24 protein-coding genes and 1 other RNA gene are annotated in these 20,210 nt (G+C 30.9%); 16 read left to right on the forward strand and 9 right to left on the reverse strand.

The window, feature by feature from the left end:
• Positions 1-59: 59 nt before the first annotated feature.
• Positions 60-419 (reverse strand): DUF1801 domain-containing protein, encoded by a 360-nt coding sequence (locus TD29_RS03280; protein ID WP_040278869.1) that lies wholly within the window; start codon positions 417-419, stop codon positions 60-62.
• A 92-nt stretch (positions 420-511) separates the two neighbouring features.
• Here TD29_RS03280 and TD29_RS03285 point away from each other — a divergent pair, with 92 nt between their 5' ends.
• The 10 genes from TD29_RS03285 to TD29_RS03325 all read left to right on the forward strand — a co-directional run bounded on the left by TD29_RS03285 (position 512) and on the right by TD29_RS03325 (position 6,707).
• Positions 512-1,144 carry a hypothetical protein gene (locus tag TD29_RS03285; protein ID WP_040278870.1) on the forward strand — a complete coding sequence of 211 codons (633 nt, stop codon included), beginning with the start codon at positions 512-514 and terminating at the stop codon, positions 1,142-1,144.
• Positions 1,145-1,211: 67 nt separating this feature from the next.
• Positions 1,212-1,508: a winged helix-turn-helix domain-containing protein gene (locus tag TD29_RS03290; protein WP_040278872.1), complete on the forward strand. Its 297-nt coding sequence runs from the start codon at positions 1,212-1,214 to the stop codon at positions 1,506-1,508.
• Between the two features lie 62 nt (positions 1,509-1,570).
• Positions 1,571-2,974 (forward strand): DUF4153 domain-containing protein, encoded by a 1,404-nt coding sequence (locus TD29_RS03295; RefSeq protein WP_040278873.1) that lies wholly within the window; start codon positions 1,571-1,573, stop codon positions 2,972-2,974.
• A complete protein-coding gene (locus TD29_RS18350) occupies positions 2,974-3,363 on the forward strand; it encodes a hypothetical protein (RefSeq protein WP_152611450.1) in 390 nt (129 codons plus the stop codon). Before TD29_RS03295 ends, TD29_RS18350 begins: the two co-directional genes overlap by 1 nt.
• On the forward strand, positions 3,350-3,850 hold the full coding sequence (locus TD29_RS03300; RefSeq protein WP_040278874.1) for a Coq4 family protein: 501 nt from the start codon (positions 3,350-3,352) through the stop codon (positions 3,848-3,850). Before TD29_RS18350 ends, TD29_RS03300 begins: the two co-directional genes overlap by 14 nt.
• 1 nt (position 3,851) lies before the next feature.
• Positions 3,852-4,136 (forward strand): hypothetical protein, encoded by a 285-nt coding sequence (locus TD29_RS03305; RefSeq protein ID WP_040278875.1) that lies wholly within the window; start codon positions 3,852-3,854, stop codon positions 4,134-4,136.
• Between the two features lie 9 nt (positions 4,137-4,145).
• The gene (locus TD29_RS03310; RefSeq protein WP_040278876.1) at positions 4,146-4,775 is read left to right on the forward strand and encodes a SanA/YdcF family protein; all 630 of its coding nucleotides are present in this window, start codon (positions 4,146-4,148) and stop codon (positions 4,773-4,775) included.
• Complete coding sequence (locus tag TD29_RS03315) at positions 4,772-5,158, forward strand: ribosomal maturation YjgA family protein (RefSeq protein ID WP_040278878.1); 387 nt, start codon at positions 4,772-4,774, stop codon at positions 5,156-5,158. Before TD29_RS03310 ends, TD29_RS03315 begins: the two co-directional genes overlap by 4 nt.
• Positions 5,159-5,214: 56 nt before the next feature.
• Complete coding sequence (locus TD29_RS18170) at positions 5,215-5,871, forward strand: DUF1361 domain-containing protein (protein ID WP_152611451.1); 657 nt, start codon at positions 5,215-5,217, stop codon at positions 5,869-5,871.
• A 335-nt stretch (positions 5,872-6,206) separates the two neighbouring features.
• On the forward strand, positions 6,207-6,707 hold the full coding sequence (locus TD29_RS03325; RefSeq protein WP_040278879.1) for a hypothetical protein: 501 nt from the start codon (positions 6,207-6,209) through the stop codon (positions 6,705-6,707).
• Positions 6,708-6,820: 113 nt separating this feature from the next.
• Here the strand turns inward: TD29_RS03325 and TD29_RS03330 are convergent, their stop codons facing one another.
• The 4 genes from TD29_RS03330 to TD29_RS03345 form a co-directional block, all read right to left on the reverse strand.
• Complete coding sequence (locus tag TD29_RS03330) at positions 6,821-7,615, reverse strand: SDR family NAD(P)-dependent oxidoreductase (RefSeq protein ID WP_040278880.1); 795 nt, start codon at positions 7,613-7,615, stop codon at positions 6,821-6,823.
• A gap of 42 nt (positions 7,616-7,657) precedes the next feature.
• Positions 7,658-8,824 carry a peroxiredoxin family protein gene (locus tag TD29_RS03335; RefSeq protein ID WP_040278881.1) on the reverse strand — a complete coding sequence of 389 codons (1,167 nt, stop codon included), beginning with the start codon at positions 8,822-8,824 and terminating at the stop codon, positions 7,658-7,660.
• A 47-nt stretch (positions 8,825-8,871) separates the two neighbouring features.
• Complete coding sequence (locus TD29_RS03340) at positions 8,872-10,077, reverse strand: NAD(P)-dependent oxidoreductase (RefSeq protein WP_040278882.1); 1,206 nt, start codon at positions 10,075-10,077, stop codon at positions 8,872-8,874.
• A gap of 69 nt (positions 10,078-10,146) precedes the next feature.
• The gene (locus TD29_RS03345; RefSeq protein WP_040278884.1) at positions 10,147-10,359 is read right to left on the reverse strand and encodes a hypervirulence associated TUDOR domain-containing protein; all 213 of its coding nucleotides are present in this window, start codon (positions 10,357-10,359) and stop codon (positions 10,147-10,149) included.
• Positions 10,360-10,670: 311 nt separating this feature from the next.
• On the opposite strand from TD29_RS03345, the gene ssrA reads away from it, so the two are divergent.
• The 4 genes from ssrA to TD29_RS03360 all read left to right on the forward strand — a co-directional run bounded on the left by ssrA (position 10,671) and on the right by TD29_RS03360 (position 13,826).
• Positions 10,671-11,066, forward strand: a transfer-messenger RNA (tmRNA) gene (gene ssrA, locus TD29_RS18175).
• Between the two features lie 227 nt (positions 11,067-11,293).
• Positions 11,294-12,028, forward strand: coding sequence for a flavodoxin family protein (locus TD29_RS03350; RefSeq protein WP_040278885.1), 735 nt, complete (start codon positions 11,294-11,296; stop codon positions 12,026-12,028).
• Between the two features lie 330 nt (positions 12,029-12,358).
• Positions 12,359-12,736: a hypothetical protein gene (locus TD29_RS03355; RefSeq protein WP_040278886.1), complete on the forward strand. Its 378-nt coding sequence runs from the start codon at positions 12,359-12,361 to the stop codon at positions 12,734-12,736.
• Between the two features lie 73 nt (positions 12,737-12,809).
• Positions 12,810-13,826: a TQO small subunit DoxD gene (locus TD29_RS03360; protein ID WP_040278888.1), complete on the forward strand. Its 1,017-nt coding sequence runs from the start codon at positions 12,810-12,812 to the stop codon at positions 13,824-13,826.
• Positions 13,827-14,635: 809 nt separating this feature from the next.
• On the opposite strand, the gene TD29_RS03365 is transcribed toward TD29_RS03360, so the two are convergent.
• Positions 14,636-16,336, reverse strand: a complete 1,701-nt coding sequence (locus TD29_RS03365) for a T9SS type A sorting domain-containing protein (RefSeq protein ID WP_152611452.1) — start codon at positions 16,334-16,336, stop codon at positions 14,636-14,638.
• A 203-nt stretch (positions 16,337-16,539) separates the two neighbouring features.
• On the opposite strand from TD29_RS03365, the gene TD29_RS03370 reads away from it, so the two are divergent.
• A complete protein-coding gene (locus TD29_RS03370; protein ID WP_152611453.1) occupies positions 16,540-16,965 on the forward strand; it encodes a hypothetical protein in 426 nt (141 codons plus the stop codon).
• A 427-nt stretch (positions 16,966-17,392) separates the two neighbouring features.
• On the opposite strand, the gene TD29_RS03375 is transcribed toward TD29_RS03370, so the two are convergent.
• Both TD29_RS03375 and TD29_RS03380 read right to left on the reverse strand, forming a co-directional pair.
• Complete coding sequence (locus TD29_RS03375; protein ID WP_040278890.1) at positions 17,393-18,271, reverse strand: DUF3298 domain-containing protein; 879 nt, start codon at positions 18,269-18,271, stop codon at positions 17,393-17,395.
• A 17-nt stretch (positions 18,272-18,288) separates the two neighbouring features.
• Positions 18,289-18,744 carry a pyridoxamine 5'-phosphate oxidase family protein gene (locus tag TD29_RS03380; RefSeq protein ID WP_040278891.1) on the reverse strand — a complete coding sequence of 152 codons (456 nt, stop codon included), beginning with the start codon at positions 18,742-18,744 and terminating at the stop codon, positions 18,289-18,291.
• Positions 18,745-18,901: 157 nt separating this feature from the next.
• On the opposite strand from TD29_RS03380, the gene TD29_RS03385 reads away from it, so the two are divergent.
• Positions 18,902-19,900 (forward strand): metal-dependent hydrolase, encoded by a 999-nt coding sequence (locus TD29_RS03385; protein WP_040278892.1) that lies wholly within the window; start codon positions 18,902-18,904, stop codon positions 19,898-19,900.
• 5 nt (positions 19,901-19,905) lie between these two features.
• Here TD29_RS03385 and TD29_RS03390 read toward each other — a convergent pair whose 3' ends face one another.
• A complete protein-coding gene (locus TD29_RS03390) occupies positions 19,906-20,202 on the reverse strand; it encodes a hypothetical protein (RefSeq protein WP_040278893.1) in 297 nt (98 codons plus the stop codon).
• Between the last annotated feature and the right edge of the window lie 8 nt (positions 20,203-20,210).

The raw sequence follows: 20,210 nt of genomic DNA on the forward strand, positions 1-20,210 counted from the left end.
TCTTTTATAGATTACCATTATACAGTTGAGATCTAAATGGTGCTTCTAAAAACTGAAAACTATTTCAAAAACGATTTGTTTTTATACTTCTCAACTTCTTTTAGAATCTTAATAAATAAATCGTCATCTATAGCTTCTAAGGTTCTGTAGCGCATAGATTTGACTACTTTCCTGTTTTCTGAAACCATATGCTCTGTATATTTAGTTAAATGAGCCGAATGCCAAAACCCAACATCGACATAATCTTTACTATGGTTTAGATAGCAAATTGGTCGCTTTTCTATATAATAACAAGGTAGTTTCCACTTATATTCTAAATGAGATTCGGGTAGCGTATGCTCAATAAGAAGTTGTAAATGCAGTAATATCGACCTGTACGGCTCGTTTTGTCTTAGGATGTATGCTTCTGCTGGTTTCATAAAGTTCAAATAGAGTACTTTCAAAATTAACAAAAATTTATTTCGTATAATTCAATTATTTTTACTTACTTTGTATTTCAAAGTACTTTACAATGGAATCAAAAAACTATTTACAGGATATAAGTGACATCAAATCCATGATGCATAAATCATCACGATTTTTATCTATTAGCGGTTTGTCTGGTATACTCGCAGGTATTTACGCTCTCATAGGTGCGTATTTAGGGTATCGTATTATTTATGCCAATAACATCATTACAGTGGATGGCTATCGCAGTTTAATTTTAACGCAAGATCATTTAATCCAAATCTTTATAATTGCATCATCGGTTGTTTTATTAGCGATGATTACCGGAATTATTTTAAGTTTTTATAAAGCAAAAAAACAAAATGAGAGTCTTTGGGATTCCACTTCAAAACGTTTATTGATTAATTTTTGCATTCCTTTAGTAACTGGCGGATTATTTATACTCATATTAATGACTAAAGGTGGTTATCCTTACGTTGCTCCGCTTACTATGATATTTTATGGTTTAGCTTTAATAAACGCAAGTAAATACACATTAGGCTATGTAAGGTCATTAGGACTAACAATGATCATTACTGGGTTAATAGCAACCTATTTTTTAGGCTACGGCCTAGTATTTTGGGCATTTGGTTTTGGCATTTGTCATATATTCTATGGCACAATCATGCATTTTAAATATGATAGAGTTTATAAATAACGTCAATATTTTATTAAGTTGAGCTAACTTTACAAAATACTAAACATCGATTACTGAATACTGAAACTTGAGCATCATAAACAACATAAATAAAGCATTTGACCATCGCATAAGACTAGGCATTATGTCTATACTTATGGTTAACGAATATGCAGATTTTAAAATGCTAAAAGAACTCTTAGGCGCTACAGATGGTAACCTTGCCAGTCACACCAAAGCACTTGAAAAAGAAGCATACATCACTGTTGAAAAACAGTTTATTGGTAGAAAACCGAACACACGTTATGCGGCATCAAAACTGGGAAAATTAGAATTTAAAAAACATATTGAAGCACTAGAAAAATTAATATATAAAGGACCATAAACATTTTTTTTATCTATTTACTTTGAAATACAAAGTACTTTATAAAACTAAAACACATTTTTATGAAACACATCGCAATTATTATCGCCTCGTTACTTTTTAGCATCTTATTTTACAACAAGAGTATTGGTTTAAATTTATCCATGTTCTCATTGATTACAATTGTAATTCTTGTCATTTATAATTCAGAAAAATTTAAAAGCAAAACACTATTGCTACACGCTTTTGCCTATGCCTTAAGTGCTATTTTTGTTTTTGTAAATCATTCTAGTTTAGCTATTATCGCTAATTGTGCTGCATTCTTCACATTAGTTGGTACTGTGTCACAAAGTTCAACTTCCATTTATGTACAGTGGTTTAACGGCATTTACACCACTGTTGCAGGTTTTTTTCATAGAAATTTTGAAACTAATGAAGCGGCTCAAAAAGTAGACTGGAAAAAAGATGTTGACTATGCGCATTGGGCTAAACTTATAGGTATCCCCTTAATATTTAGTATCGTTTTTATTTTATTATACAAAAATGGAAACCCAATTTTTAATGATTTAATTTCAAAAATAAACTTTGATTTCATCAATATTCAATGGGTTTTATTTACGGTTTTAGGCTACTTTTTATTCAGTAATATTTTAAACCCTGTGGTTGTAGAACCAGCTACTTCAAAAGATTTACAAACCACAAACGAGCTGCAGCAAACGGCTACCTTTTCCGTAGAAAAATTAAAAAAAGAAAAGCAATTAGGAACCACACTACTTGCACTTTTAAATGTGTTATTAGCGTTTTATATCGTTACAGACCTCATGTCACTCTCCTCAATTGAAACTTCAAAAGCATCAGAATTATCAAATCATGTACATAGCGGAATCAACACACTTATTGCCTCTATCATCATCGCAATTGGTATAATTCTCTACTTTTTTAGAGGAAATCTTAATTTTTATGCCGAAAATAGAATCCTTAAAAACATTGCTTTTTCATGGATCTGCCTTAACGTTATTCTCATTGTTTTAATAGCCATTAAAAATCACATATATATCACCTCATTTGGTCTCACTTATAAACGCATTGGTGTTCATATTTATATTGTTCTTACGCTAATTGGCCTTATCACGACATTCTTAAAAGTATTAAAGATTAAAAACCTAGCCTTTTTATTCCGTAGAAATACACAAATAGCGTTTGTTGTGTTACTCCTGTGCAGTACTATAAATTGGGATGCCATTATCACAACATATAATCTTAAAAATGCTGATGATTATGACATTGATTACCTCATCAATTTATCAAACAGAAATGCAATTATACTTTATGAATTACGAGATGACATTGAAATTTCTCAACACAACAAAAACAGAATTGAAACAAAATATCAAAATCACATCCTGAATTTATCACAGCAAAAATGGCAAGAATTAAGTTATGAAACCGTAACTAATGCTCATGTAAATAATCCAAAAACACACTAATGAACGTTCCTGAAAACCTTGCAAAGTCTAGTTTATTGGCTTTAGTGATTTTTTGGACGATTATTAGTAGTGTCCATTTTGACCAAAACGTACTGCTTTATGTTATGCTGTCTTTCATTCCGGTATGTATAAGTGTCACCATCGTAATTCTAGGAACTATTTGTCCGTTTTACTGGTCTGCCAAGGGAAATGATGTTACAAACAAACAGGTGTTCAAGTTATGTTTTCCTTACTACACATGTATTGCGTTTGGCTTGTGTAGTTATGGGATTGTTGTTTCAAACTATGACCTTCATTTTTCAGCATTTTGCCTATCAGCATTTATCACCACAAACCAATCATGGCTTTGGTTTGCAAAAGAAAAAACACGTATAGATGACCGTATTTAGAGCACATAGAAAAAAATTAATAGTTTGGCTTTTTGAGCATTCTCAAAACCTGTATACACAACTGTTTAAAACTCATAAATCTTGGGGAATTTCACGAGAGGAACTCCTCACATATCCTAGCCAATCCTTTGGCAAACATTTAGGTGATTTTCTAAATAAGCATGGTTTTGAACTCATACCAAAAGTTGAGCGTCACGATGCCTATCACACCTTAACCGGTTATGGTGTTACTGTAGAGGATGAGATAGCACTACAATGCTTATGTTTTGGCAACGGAAAACGCAGTTTGTATCTCTACGGTTCGATGATTTTAGGCATCATTATTCTGCCAGATTATTACAAATACTACAACCGTTCTTATACTCTTGGTAAACGAGCTAACCCCTTTCACCATTTTGATTACAAGCAACTATTACACATAAATATTAACGATTTTAGAGTTCTAATATTTCCGAAGAAACACAACAACACCTTAATTTTAAATTAACATGGATAGATTAAAAATAACCTGCATAATTGCAACCATATTTTTTAGCATTGGCACCATGCTTTTACTGCTTCAGCTTTATTTTAAAAACATGATGGAGATTACAGTCTTAGGATACTATTATGTGTATTTTTCTGTTATTATTAATATAATAGTTTTGGGAGCATTATTTGTTATTTTACTATTTAGAAATGACAAAATTAAAACCTTAAAAGCCATTGGCGTACTTTTAATAAATATCCCAATTGCACTACTATATTTTCAAATTATCATGAAGATTATCTAAACACCAACCATGAAAAAACTTAAAATTGTATTTCTCCTTGCCATCTTTATGCTACTTGGCTTAATGCTCACTAACCTTATGATAAGTTCTCAGGCAGAAGACTTCATTTATGACACTGTTGACAATGTCCCAAAAAATAAAGTAGGTCTCCTTTTAGGGACTTCAAAATTTCTTACCAACGGAAATATCAACTTGTATTACAAATATCGTATTGATGCAACCGTAGAACTTTATAAAGCCCAAAAAATAGATTTTGTATTGATAAGTGGTGACAACGGAAGCAAAAGTTATGACGAACCCACCACTTTTAAAGACGATCTTATAGCACAAGGGATTCCCGAAGCTCGCATTTTTTTAGACTATGCAGGTTTTAGAACATTAGACTCTGTGGTTAGAGCTAAAAAAATATTTGGTCAAAATTCTATAACAATCATATCGCAACAATTTCATAACGAACGTGCCATTTATTTAGCAAAGCACCATGATATTAAAGCTGTAGCCTATAATGCAAAAAATGTATCTGGACGTTACGGATTAAGAGTTCAACTTCGTGAATATCTCGCTAGAGCTAAAGCTTCAATAGACATATTATTTAATGTAGAGCCTAAATTTTTAGGTGATAAAATAGACATCAAATGACCTTCAAATTTAACAAACCCTTTTTTGCCTCTAGCATGCTGTTATTATCTACAGAAATTTGCATAGCAGCATTTTTAACCACAGGTTTTATTAGACACACCTTTGGTGATTATTTGTCGGTCATTTTATTGTATTGTGCCATTAGAAGTTTTATTAAAGCCAAACCTTTATATATAGCTTTAGCTGTTTTAGTCTTTTCTTTTGGTATAGAATTTCTACAACTCTGCAACCTATTAGACTATTTAAACCTTAGAGACCATAACCTAGCAGTCATTATTTTAGGAAGCACGTTTAGCGTTGGCGATTTAATAGCCTATAGCTTAGGTATTATTACCATTTTTTTAATTGACATTAATTTAGATCATTGGAGTTCAATCAATTAAAATCATCTGTCATTTCGAGCGTAGTCGAAACGTATAATTTTCAAAACAAAAATCACATGAACAACATAAAATACATCATAATCAATAAATTCAAAATCATCTCTTTATTATCAATTTCAATGGTATTGAGCATTGTATTATTGATGATTAGAATGAAATTAAACCAATCGTACTATTTGTTATTTCTAGTCTGGAATTTATTTCTAGCCATCATCCCATTTGCAATAACTACGGGATTAATGAGTACTAAAAAACCCAATAAATTACTGCTGTTTTTTTTCTTCGGAATTTGGCTACTCTTCCTACCAAACGCACCATATCTCGTCACCGACTTATTGCATTTAACACGTACCAACCAGACTTATTTATGGCTAGACATTTTAGTAATTATGTCCTTTGCTTTTAACGGTTTGATATTATTTTATTTATCATTATCAGACATGGAAAAACTACTCAAATCGCATCTCAAACCTAAATTGCTCACACCATTAATGCTTTCTATTTTTGGACTCACAGCATTTGGTATTTATTTAGGTCGTTTTCTACGTCATAACTCCTGGGAAATCATAAACAATCCATTAACTATTTTTACAGATAGTTTTAATATCATTTTCCAACCCAATATTGAAGCTTGGATATTTACAACCACTTTTGCCAGTTTTTTAGCCATTTCGTATTGGATGCTAAAGGCTTTTTCTAATTCTAAAATGTAACGCAAAATATTTAAATTATCATAATTGGGAGTCGTTACACCTAAGTAAATTAAATAGTACTGCTTTTAGAAAGCTATTTTTTAATAGTTAATTATTAGTTCGAAAAACAATGACCCAATCTATAAAACTGTATTATAAAAGCATTGAAAATAGCAACGCAAATCGAGAATTATACAAGAAAGATGACCCATTACTTCTATTTAGATTTAGGTGTGCCTAGCGCTAAACTTGCTGAGTATTCTCTTGTTTAAGAAATAGTTAGATTTATTTTAAGTTTTATTTAACATTTAGGCAAAAATGTATATATTTACCTACAATCATAAAAATCAATAACAATGAAAAAATTTATTTACTCAATTTTATTTTTAGCCGTATCGTTAACAACACTACAATCTTGTGATAGTGATGACGATAGTAGTGATCCAGGAAACGACTTTTCTAACGAAGTTTCTATAGCAGGAACTGTTACAAACTTAAGCCCTTCTGCTTCTTTATTCTCTTATGGTGAAAATGGAGATGGAAGTTTTGATTGGGATGTAACGCTGTCATCAACAACAGCAAATGGTTTAAATATTTATTTTGACTTAAACACAAACTCAGTAGATGGTCTTGTTGCCGGTACGTACACATACTCTAATTCAAGAGCAGAATTTACATATGTTGATCTTGAAGTTTATACAAATGATGACACTTCAGATTATAACGTACAAGAAGGTACCGTAGTTATTGCAATTAGTGGAGAAAACACATCAATGACCTTTAATCTTGTCGCAACAGATGGAACTCCTATTGTTGGACAATGGACTGGACAATTTGATTCTTTTGATGAAGACTAAGATATTTCCATTTAAACATATAAAGGCTTCCTGTTTAGGAAGCCTTTTTTATGTGTTCTTTTTTTCTTCGGAAATGTGCCAAACTTAAATTTTGTCAACCTAAGACCATCTATTTAAGACGCTCTATTTTTATCCTGGATTTTTCTAACAATTTTTGTGGTTCTATTACGTGTTAACATTCTTGGTAACACAGAAAGAAATTTATTAAAATTACCAGGTATAGCCACTACTCTACCGTTATGCATAGCTTTATAACCATAAGCGGCAACATCTTTTGCACTAGCCATATTAAACCCAATTTTATTGTCATTGACACCTTCTGAAACAACGCCTTGAAATGCCGTTTTTGTTGGACCAGGACACAATACAGTTACACTCACACCTGTGCCTTTTAACTCATTAGAAATTGCTTGAGAAAACGATAACATATACGCCTTTGATGCATAATATAATGCCATCATAGGTCCTGGTTGAAAAGCCGCTAAAGAAGATAAATTCAATATTTTACCCGATTGCCGTTTCACCATCTCTGGAAGAATGAGCTTTATTAAATGTGTGGTGGTTAAAATATGTAAGTGTAACATTTGTAATTCTCGATCCCAATCTGTATCGTAAAATGTACCAAATAAACCAAAACCAGCATTATTTACGATAACATCTATTTTAGACGCATCAATCTCATCATATATTTCTTGCGCTATATTTATAACACTTAAATCTTTTACTAATACTGAAATATTGGTTTGATGTGTATTTAAAATATGAGATTTAGCGTCTTGTAATTTTTTAGATTCAATATCAATTAAAATAAGATCATACTCATCTTTTGCTAATAATAAGGCTAACTCAAGCCCTAAACCAGAGGCAGCTCCTGTAACTAAAGCTGTTTTAATATTATTTTTCTCCATCTACATAATCCTGAAGGTATTTAAAACGATCAGTTAATTTTTCTATAATTTTAATTTGGGTAAAAACTTATTCCAATCGGTAACTTCAAACTTATCAATAATTCTATTATCTTTTCCTATAACATAGGACATTCTTGAGCAGAAAACTCCTCTGTAAGCATCATAGATTGATTTATTTTGTTCTTTCATTACATCTATATGCACCCCTTTACTATTCTTCTTAATAGCGGAATCTAATCGAATAACATCTACTTTATTGTTATAAAATTCTTTAATCTCAAAATAAGCTTCTGTTGATTTCACATCACCTCCACAACCGCAAGAATTCACGATAATTAATGGCTTTTTTATATAATCTGAACTTTTAACCATATCGTTTGACATAGAAATTGCTTCAAATTCTGGAGCTAACATTCCTATTTGTGTGCCTATTTTGCTTTCAAAATCATATTCTCTTATCAATGTCAAATAATCACCATTATTTGAAATACTATGAAAGCGATAATAATTCCCATTGAGTTTTATAAATTCGCCCATTTTTATAGAATTCCTCTTTAGCAACGAATCAACTTTTAATTCATTTCTAGATAAAATGATAATTTCTGTGCTGATTCTATATGTGAAAAATGCTGAATTTGCATAATCAATAATTCCAATTTCAAATTTTTGGTTTTCCAATTCTACTTCTGCCAAAAGATATTCTCTTTTCCCAAATAATAATCTTCCAAAAGCATAACCAAAACCTATATATGTAGAATCTCTAACTAATTTTTCGCCATTTGAAATATTATAATTGATTTGAACTAAATTTTCAGAAGATTTCCATTTGAATTCTTTAATAGGACGGATAATATCATCGTTAAAATCTTTATTATTATTTTGATCTATTACAAAAACTTCTTTCCCATTTAAAACACCTTTTATGATATAAAAGAAATTCGTTTCTTTTTCTTTGTAATCAGGAATAATTTTTGAAAATGACAAACTATCTATATTTTTGGGAGGTATAAACAAATTACTAGCTTGATTAAATTTCTCAAAATTAGGAGAACCTGATCCTAACTCAAAAACACCTACTCCTTTTTGTTTTTTAGTTTTTAAAACAAGTGTATCATTGGATGAAGGAATAGAAACACTTTTCTGATTTAAATCTTGAGCTTGAACTTGAGACGTTAGTACAAGAATTAAAATAGCAAGAATATACTTCATTTTTTTATTTTTGAGTCTATTATCTATCAAACTACAACACTAATTACTTATTTCCCATCTACATAATGCTGAAGGTAACTAAATCGATCAGTTAATTTGCCATTTGCAGTGGTGATTTTAGCACGTTTTAAAATACCACGAGCATCATCATTAAAGAATGCTGGAATCACATGTTCTAAAAACATTTCTCCAAAACCTTCACTTGCATCTTTAGGTAATTCACAAGGTAAATTATCTACTGCCATCATGGTTATAGCTCCTTGAGCGTCAAAGGCAACTTCTTTTTCTGTTAGTGGATCGTAGCCATAAAAAGGATTAGCAATTGTTGATGGCCTAATTGTAGATGCTACAGGACCATCAATATCACAGGAGACATCTGCAACAAGATTAATTCTAAAATCTGGATGCTTTGCGTCTTCTCTTGTAAATAAATAAGGCGCATTATTACCATAAAAATGACCAGCAATAAAATAATCGGTTTCTTTGGCATAAGCCATAAAGTTACTTTCGTAACCTGTTGGATCTTTATAGAATTCCCATTTATCACCTACTTTACCGTCTTTTCTTTTGGCATATTCCATAACATCTGCCATAACGTAAACAGGCTCTGTAAATTGGGATGTTAAGTATAAGGCATCACTAACCTCTTTAATATTTAAATGGTCTAAAATTTCTTTTGCTCCAAGTGCCACTTTGCCTGTACCTGTAAGCAATATTTTAATATTAGGTAATGTGATTTTATCGAGTTCGGCTTTGACTTCGTTGAGATCGGTAAGGGTTTCAACTTTTGGTAACTTAAACAAACCATCACGTAAACCTAAGGCTCTAAAACCATTATATGCTCCTACCAAACCAGCGTAACGACCAAAACCTATAAGTCTTGCGCCACTTTGTTTGACGATGGTTTCATGGTCATACATTTCTATATTTTTATTAAGCATGTCTACTAACAACTTTCTATTGTAAGGTTGTTTTTTTATAGTATGCGAGAAATAAAAGTATTTTTTATTAGGAAGAAGTGCCTCTAAAGGAACTTCTTTAACGCCAATCATAACATCACTGTCTGACACATCATCTGTCACTGTAAATCCGGCTTTTCGATAAGCTTCATCTGAAAACACGCGAATATCTGAAGACTCTACAACAAATTGTGCGTCAGGAAATTGTAATTGTGCTTCTGCGAGTTTTTCTGGTGAGAACACCACACGTCTGTCTGGTGGATTTTTACGTTCTTTTATGATGGCGAATTTCATGTGCGTTGATTTTTCACGAAAATAAGCTGATTTTGTGATTTTAGCAAGTGTAATACGTATTTGAATTGTTTAATCTATGGGCTCTACTTCGCTTTCTAATTTTAAAACATGGTTTCCATCGTCTTGTTGTATGTATAAGGCTTTATTATCTTGTTCACCATTGCGTGTGATTTGATTGCCTTTGATTGTTTTTTGTGTTTTTTTTGTGTAGGTTTCTTGTACTTTACCTGTGGCTGTACCGTTTCCCCATGACCATTTTACTTGTGTTCCTGTTTTTATCATTGTTGTGTAGTTTCTTAAAATTAAGAATTGAAACTGACATTTTTTCTTAACGGAATGATAAAATAGCTTTGGTATAGCTTTTGCGTTACTATTTTTAGTAATTTCGCACTCCTTTTACTGTTTTTACAGTACATTGGGTAAGTGCGTTAAGGATGGAACGGTTTGTTTGAGCTCCTCGCAGAGAGCGAGTAGTGAGAGCCTGACCTGAAAGGTAACGCCAAAATAAAAATTACTAGAGATGTATTGAAGTAGTCTTAAATGAAATTTGAGATTAATTTGATGTTGCGAATTTGAATTTGCTATCTCATTAAGGGGTCGACTGGTTTTGACAGCGAGACTCATTAAACGGTAAGCACGTCGTGTAATGACATTGAAACACGTAAAAGGCTAGGTCAACTTTTTAATCGGCGAGAATAACTACGCTTTAGCTGCCTAATCTGAATTATAGTAAGATTAAGCTCATTTCTACTAGGTAGAAAGGCTAAATGTCTCCAGAAAGCCTTGGTTAATGGCGTTCTTATTTGAGGCATCGAAAATATTAACTTAGATCGTGTGGCGCTTTGACGCACTTTCGAGATTAAGAAGATAAGTTATAAGTGGGTTGTTTTTTGCCAGCTTATAATCGAAAACCTAATGAAAAACTAAACGTGTAGAAGGCTCTTTAATAGCTTGTTTGGACGAGAGTTCGATTCTCTCCGACTCCACCATCAACCCTGTAAACACCTACTTTACAGGGTTTTGCTTTTAAAAAAAACCGTTTAGATGCTACTTTTAGCAGCAAAAACCTTAGTAATATTTTAAGGGAACGCATGGTTTTCTTTTCAAACAACAACCATTTTTACTAAAAAATCACTACATTAGAAGTACTTACTTAATTTGGATATTGACTAGAGCTATATCTTGTTGTTTCTGCCAATTTTAAAAAAATATAATAATGAACAAATCAGATTTCAGTAGTTTAAAAGTGATTTATATCAATTGTACTCTTAAAAAATCACCACAAGAGAGCCACACCGAAACATTAATGGACGTTTCTAAAGCCATTATGATGAAGGAAAAAGTCAAAATCGATGAGATTAGATTAATCGACCATCAAGTAGCAAGTGGTGTTTATCCTGATATGACAGAATACGGATGGGATATTGATGAATGGCCAAAATTAACAAAACGAGTTTTGGATGCTGATATCCTAATAATTGGCACACCAATTTGGCTTGGCGAAAAATCTTCTGAAGCTCAAAAATTAATTGAACGACTTTATGCTTTAAGTAGTTTAACTAATGACAAAGGTCAATATATTTTTTATGGTAAAGTTGGTGGCTGCATAGTTACTGGTAACGAAGATGGCATAAAACATTGTGCGATGGGAATATTGTACTCACTTCAACATGTAGGCTATTCAATACCACCACAAGCAGATTGTGGATGGATTGGAAAAGTTGGTCCAGGACCAAGTTATGGAGATAAAGAATGGAAAGGAGAACAATTAGATAAGCCAGTTGGTTTAGATAGTAATTTTACCAATAGGAATACCACTTTTATGACTTATAATTTGCTGCATTTAGCAATGATGCTCAAACAAAATAGCGGCTACCCTAATTATGGCAACTCTCGAGAAGAATGGGATAATGGCGAACGATGGGAATTTGAAAATCCCGAATACAGATAATAAAACGCATACTGTTTAACTTAGTTAAACTATATTTTATACCATATGACCTTCTGGTTTATTATTAGAAGCACTTGTTTCAATCGTTTATTGCATACTGCTATTAGTGTTTATTACCACACTCAACCTTTGCCCCACATTTGACGACATAAAGTCACATCTCATTTATTGATACCTCGAGTTTATTTACGATTATTTCTTCGGAATTTATACTTGCTATTTATTTGCTAACTTTAAAGCTTAATTTCATAACAAAACCACCCACAAACACGTTAGTTTTTATTATAAAAATATCACATTTTTAAAATAGTAATGCTACATTTGAACAGAATGAATGAAAAGCTAGAAATAAAAAAACACTACTCAATCCTAACTGTATTTGGACTAGTATTGTTGCTTTTATTATCGCCTTGTAAGGTTAGAAACTTTATAAAAGCTGAACTAGAGATACCTCAAACAAATGTATTAAACAAGAATCAAACCACAATTTCGACAACAAGTTGTGTGGCTTTTGATGCTACCCAAATTAACCATTCTTCGGCAACATCAAGCACAAAAGCACTTGTCACTTTTGCTAATGACGAGTTATTTACTTTTCATGTTCCATTTCAGTTAAAAAATAAAAACACTTTTCGATCCAGTACATCTAAACTGGTTCTTTCTATACCTCTTTACATTTTATATCAAAATATTCAGGTGTATTCGTAATTGATTTTTTTCCTAAGAAAAACTTAAAGCAGTCAGGCGACTGTATTTTATCAATTACAAATAATACAATACAATGAAAAATATGAGCATAAAAAATGATGCTGGGCTTTTAGCTCTAGCATTAAGATTAGTAGTAGGTTGGACTTACTTTTCCGCATTTTGGAGAAGAACTGCATTAGCCAATAAACTAGACCCAGAAGTAACGGGTTATATTGGCGAGAAGTTTAATGCTTTTTTACCCAATGCCTTAGGGATAAAACCGATTATACAATACTTAGTAGAACATCCAGATGCACTTTGGATTAATATGGTGATTTTCACAATTATTGAAGGCATAGTAGGCTTGTTTATTATGTTCGGTTTATTTACTCGAATAATGAGTATTGGTGTTTTTGGGTTAGCAATGGGAATTCTTTTAGGTTCTGGTTGGATTGGAACAACTTGTCTAGACGAATGGCAAATAGGAGTGTTAGGAATCGCTACAGGTTTTGTTTTATTTTTAACAGGCAGTGGAAAATACTCTGTAGACAATTATTTGATGAAAAATAATTTTGCAATAACCAAAGAGAAATGGTTTGCTTGCTTGGGTTCAGGCATATTGCCTATTAAAGAATCTATTTTCCCAAAAGTTGTTTTAATAGGTTCTCTATTTATTTTGGGAATAACCTTAATGACGAATCAAGTATTTCACGGAGGACTTTGGGGAACACTTCACAACAAATCTGTAAAGCCAAAACTTGAAATTACTAATGGTGAAATTCAAAACAATACTCTCAATTTTAATGTATTTAGAACCGAAGGCGTTGATGTTTATGGCTCTTGGGTTATTAGTATTGAATTAAGTGACACTAAAAACAATACAATTATTGAGTATACTCAAGATGATTTAGCAAACTTGAATAAAGAGAATATATCAAACTATTATGTTGCTAAAATAAAGCCTGGTAAATATAGTTTAATTGTTCCTTTAGGAGCAAAAGCAAAGCTAAACTTAGACAATGAAGTCTTATCTACTCTACCCAAAGGAGTATATACGCTTAAAATAACAGACATAAGTGGTGCTTATTGGGAACATAAGATTGAAAAATAACAAATTCTACCAATGTATAAACGCAATAGCGGTTTGGGTGCAAACTCATACCGTTATTGTGTTTAATTTAGTATAATACTATGTAAAAAGTCAGTGCGTTCAATCCGTTATTGCTCTTATACTTAATCTTTGTACTACATTTCCTAAATGAACATCTACCCAACATCAAAACTTGAGTGTTTAAAATTGAAGAATAAGTTTCAAAATGACCTTGAACATATTCAAGCTATAACGGGTTTAAGTTTAAATATTTCGGATTTAAATTTTGAAATTCAATCTATACATTTGAAAAGTTTTCAAAAATAAGAAAACCACATTATCATTTAGAGATAGCACTTGACGTTTCACAAATAGTTAAAGTTGATCAAATTCTAAAAGAAATTGTTACTGAATTTGGTTATTTCTCAATCCCAGACATTAATCATAACATATTGATTCCTACAACCTAACTTACTCGTATTAAAACTCTTAGTCACATAGATTTATTCGAAGTTTTTACAATAAATTATATTTCTAAGGACCTGACAGAGCCATTAATGATTTATTCGAAAATCAGCAATATTAATGCGGATAATAGAACTAAAACGCAAATTGAGGAATTTAGCATCAATGTTTACGGAATGAATCTAATTAAGAAAGTAATTAAATTAAGAAACGTTGGGTAACAATGCTAATATTTTATTGCTAGGTTCTAGCCTGATTACAAAAGTCCTTACTGATTTTCTATTAAGTTTTTATTTATAAATTAGTTGCTTAATCACGTAACTACGTCTAAACAATCACGCTAGGTGCGATTTAAAAAAAACTAATTACTTTGTAATAAACCTTGTGAAAAATTCTTTTTGAGAAGTTAAAATTTTAATGAAATAATGCCCAGATTCTAAATTTGAGACATCAATTTTTATATGTTCATTTTCAAACGCAACCGTTTTTACTTCTTGCCCTAAGATATTATATATAATAACTGATTCTACATCAACTTGTTTTTTCATTTTAAGATTTAAAAAATCATAAGTTGGATTTGGATATTGATCAAAATAATCCGAAAACTCAAAACTGGAAACATTTAACAAACAACATTGAAATGTATGATCAAAATTATAAACATTATCAACTGGTGTTGTTTCAGTCAAATTAGAACTAATAGTTCCAGTAAAGTTTAAAACGTCACCATTATTAATTGGCGGAACGTTAAAATTTAATATAAAATCAATTGACCTGGTTTCAAAAGGCTTAAGATCGATGAATTGCCAAATTAACTCATTAATATTTTGCTCTGATACCATTGGATTAGCAGAATTAAAATCGATTAAGTTATCGTCAAAATCAAAACTTACTAATCCTGACTGTGTCATAGTTCCTTGGTTACTATAATTAATTCTAAAAGTAACAGTATCATCATAATTTGACTCAATTGTTACAATAGAAATTTTTAAATCGGGATATGATCCTGCTGGAGTCATACAAAAATCTTGAATATAAGGACTACTGACGTCAGGAAATGAAACGGAAGTGCTTGTAGGCGAAACATTAAAATAAGTCGCATTAGGGACAATTGGAGTTATAGAATAATTTCCAGCTTGGATATTGAATTGATAATCTCCATCGGCATTTGAATACATATCGCCCGAATTTGCACCATCAAATACTGTTAAATTCAAGTCTTTATAATTCATGTCTATAGTAGAGCAACCATTATTGTTTTCGTCATATTTAACATTTCCAGATAAAGTATAAATAACTTCACCTTGATTGAACGAACATAATGAGTTCACATAACAGTTAGTGTAACCATATTGTGTTATTAGATCCTTAATACCAATAAGTTGAGATCCATCAGCACATACATATTCAAGGTTGATATTGTCAGAAAAATTAATAAATTCAACATTATCATTTTTAATATTTAGTGTTGTTAGGTTATTTGAAGAGCATTGAACTTGTACTAGGTTTGGTGAATCACTAACATCTAAGTTTGTTAATAAGTTATTTTCACAATATAGATGTACAAGTTCAAGGTTGTCACTGAGTATTAAAGAAGACAATTGATTATTATTACTACTAATAACTGAAATATTTGTCAATCCAGAAAAATCTAGTGAACTTAATTGATTGTTGTAACACTGTATTGATTCTAGACTCGCTAAATCAGAAACATCAAGGTTAATCAAAGCGTTATCATTAATTTTTAAAAACTTTAGGTTAACTAAAGATGACAAATCTACTTCTACTAAGTTATTATTATGAACATATAAATAATCGACATTTATAAAAAACTCAATTCCCGTCAAGTCAGAAATATTAGCATTCCCCAACTCTAGAGAATACGTCCAATCTAATGCTTCCGAAACTTCAATTTCATTATCATTGTTAGCATCAAGAAAAGCTATTCCTCCAAAACTCTGTTCAAGCAGTTTCGATTTTAAATTAGCATCAGGAAAATTTATAACTTGAGCATACGAATATATACCTAAAAAACAGCACAAAATGTTGAACATTTTTTTTTTCATAACAGTAGTTTCGAAATATTTAAATAAATATAATAAAAAAATTACATCTAACAATGTGCAGAATTAATTAATTGGTTATCTAGCACTTGCAAAAGTACTCGCCCACTTTCTATTCGGTTTTTATTTCCTAACTTTAGTATTTAAACAACGTAACCAAAAACAAACGCTTTGGCAATAAAGCTGAGAGCCATAATCTAAATTCTATGAAATACAACAAAGTTATAGGAGTAATATTTTCACTGTTTTCGATAGTGTATTCAACTAATTTTATTGTCAACTCAAAGCTAACTTACAACATCGAAAGTTATTTTGATTTTGAATATTTAATGAGTTTCTCTCCTGTGGTAATTTCATTAATTCTTTTAATTGCTGGAATTCTACTCTTTATAAATCCTGCCAAAGCAAATCTAGCATTAGCATTATTTGGTCATGCGGTCGTTGAAGAAATCCTTTTCAGCTGGTTAGGAATATCAAATAGTCAATATGATTTTTATCTAACAATAGTATTTCTAATATTTGGATTAACAGCTATATATATTGCATACACTGATACTTTTAGCTCTGAAAAATTATCAATAAAAGAAGCCATTATTAGTTTTATTATTGGGACCCTATTTGCTATTTATTAAACAAAGCCAAATGCCAACATCATGTAATTTTCATAGTTACTTTCAAACTTAGTTCCAAATATGGCTACGCTATATTCCATATGGTCTAATTTTTATGAATTAGGTGCTTAAAAACGTAACTTACCTCAAGTCTCTCGTTAAAAAAAATAAATTGGGAGTAATTTAATTACTAGTTAAAACATGCTGCAACTCACTATTCACAAAGTTAATTGGTCGCTATGTGCATATTTATAAAGCTTCCTAATTACATATAAGTTCTATTTCCGAAGAAAACTTTATACCAAAAAACACAACGAACTTAGGTGTTGAAGCGTTAAATATTCTTCGGAAATATCCTGCAACAAGTTTGAAAAAATGAATTATAGATCCTATCTATACAACAAATTACGGCTGTGTTTTGGTCTTCATAATAACATGAAATGCTTTATTAAAAAACTAAAGGATTTGTATCATACTTTTTTAATACCGAAAGTAAATCTACCAACGGAAGTTTTATAGAATATGAACCTGTATAAGAAGGGCACATGACGCAATCATCAAAATAAAACTCTATATATGTGTCATTAAGCACGAAGTTATTTTTACTTTCAAAAAAATCTTCTGGTGATAGTTCCCAGCAATCATAATACAAATCGCCTTTACTTATTTTTTCATTAATACTTTTATTGATTAAAATCACTAAATCATCTTCAGAGCCTTGATTAAAAAAATTTTCATAAGTCATAAAATCACCGCTATTGAAATCAAAATTAAATGCATCAAACGAATAACTTGGATGCATCGCTCCAGAGTAGAAATTCTCTTTATAAAATAGCACGCTTAAAAGTTGATCATTTACATTGTATATTTTGTAATCAATAAATCGTTCTTCTCTAAATTTTGATGCTTCAATACTGTCGCATAATGATTTATTTTCTAGTATATCTAACTCTGTTTGAGTCACATTAACGTAATAATTATTGATAAACGTATTAAAATTTTGGTAGATTGGATTAACAGATTCATTAAGTAAAGGATATCTAAAATTAATGGTATAATCATTTTTCTCTACGAGATATTTCTTGTCAAAAATTAAAGCTTTAAGAGCTTCTCTTTCATCTACTTTTTCTTTAAGTTTTTGTTGTTTTGATGCAATGGTTATACTCTTGTCTAAATCTTGATCATGAGCATCTACAATTTGCACTGTATCTTTTGAGATAGGCAAATTGTCTTCAAGGTTTTCAATGCTTTGACTACTATCTTGACGCTTCTCATTTTTACAGTTTACTAATAAAAGCATTATTAATACTAAGCTTAAATATTTCATATGTACTATTTTTAAATTTAATTACGTCTCATTTTACCTGTGATTTCTTCAATTTTAATTTGAAACACAATTGGTAAATCATCCTTATAGATTTTACTAGAAAATTCACTAATAAAGTCGAGTTTACGATGTTCTTTTTTAATAATTAAATCTTTTACACCTAATGAAAATATATGGAGTTGGGCTTTTGCATCGCTGCCAAAAAGTTCTAAAAATGTGCCATGAGCTAGAACAGATTCCCATGAATTCACAGAATCTGTCTCTGAAACTGCCAATGCAACATTATTGTTTTTTCGCATGGCATTAATTTTATGGCCTTCGGCAGAGTAACCTATAATCACATTATTAGCTTTATCAAAAAAATAGGTAATAGGAGCTACAAACGGTCTATCTCGGTAGATATATGATAAATTACCAATATAGTTTGATTCTAAAAGATTAGTACTTTCGTTTTGATTAAGTGTTCTGATCATTTATTTTAGCTTTAACTGTTTAGGCTAAGATAATTAGAATACGGTTTAAAAACTATGATATTCATCAGTTTCTAACAATTTAAATCATCAAAACTATAACCATTTTTACAACCTAAATTCTATTGTTTATAATCCTTAACTTACTTTTGCAAACCATATGGACTCACTAACACAAATTGTTTTAGGAGCTGCTGTAGGAGAAGCAGTTTTAGGAAAAAAAATTGGCAATAAAGCTATGCTTTATGGTGCAATTGCAGGAACCATTCCTGATTTTGATGTATTTGCTTCGTATTTTACAGATACCGTTTCGGCACTTTCAATACATAGAGGGTTTACACATTCTATACTATTCTCTGTTCTCTTTGCGCCTATTTTTGGTTGGTTGGTTTCTCGTTACGACACCTTTAAAAACTTTAGAAGTTGGTCGTGGTTATTCTTTTGGGCATTTATAACACATCCTATTTTAGACGCACACACAACTTGGGGAACACAATTATTTTGGCCTTTTGATATTAGACTGGCGTTTAAAACCATTTTTGTAATTGATCCGTTGTATACATTACCTTTTTTAGTGTTTTTAATTTTAGCCATGCGACAAAAACGTGCAACTAAGAAGCGTAGAATATACAATAACATTGGGTTGCTAATGAGTTCTTCATATTTACTACTCACCTTTCTTTTTAAAAGCATTGCTTTTTATCAGTTTGAAAAAGCACTAGAAAATCAGAAGATTAATTATCTCCAAATAGACACTAGACCTTCTCCTTTAAACACGATACTGTGGAGTGCTAATATAGAAACAGAAGATGCATATTTATTAGGAAATTATTCGTTTTTAGACAGCAAACCTATTGCATTTGAATCTTATCCTAAAAATCACAATTTACTAGGAAATTTAGTCGAAAACGAAAAAGTACAACGTATGATTACCATTTCTGAAGGTTGGTATACTATCACAAAAAAAGAAGATGTACTTTATTTTAATGATTTACGTTTCGGGTTATTAAGCTTAAAACCAAAGGCTGATAATTTTGTGTTTCAGTATAAAATAGAAGTGGATGCTTCTAAAAATGTTTCGTTTATAGAAATGCCAAAAAACAATAGAGATGGCAAACAATTAATCAAAGAATTATGGACGCGTTTAAAAGGAAATTAACAATTTTATGTATTCATTTTAGCAGCTAAAAATTTTATAAAAAGAAGTCCTAAAATTCCTCCCAAAGCCGAAACCAAAACATTTATAATAAACAAACCGCTATGCAACGTTCCGTTTTGCATGATAGACCAAGGGTCAAAACCCAATCTACCAAAAAATTTAATAAAAAATATACTTCCAAAAACACCAATTAGTGTATTTCCTGTAAAACCAAAATCGTATGTTTTATAGAAATAAGCAAAAACATTTGCTGCAATCAATCCTATAAAAATACTTATTAAAGAAATTAGGGTTCCTGTCATGAAATAAT

The sequence above is a fragment of the Psychroserpens damuponensis genome (assembly GCF_000826655.1).
Lineage (GTDB): Bacteria > Bacteroidota > Bacteroidia > Flavobacteriales > Flavobacteriaceae > Psychroserpens > Psychroserpens damuponensis.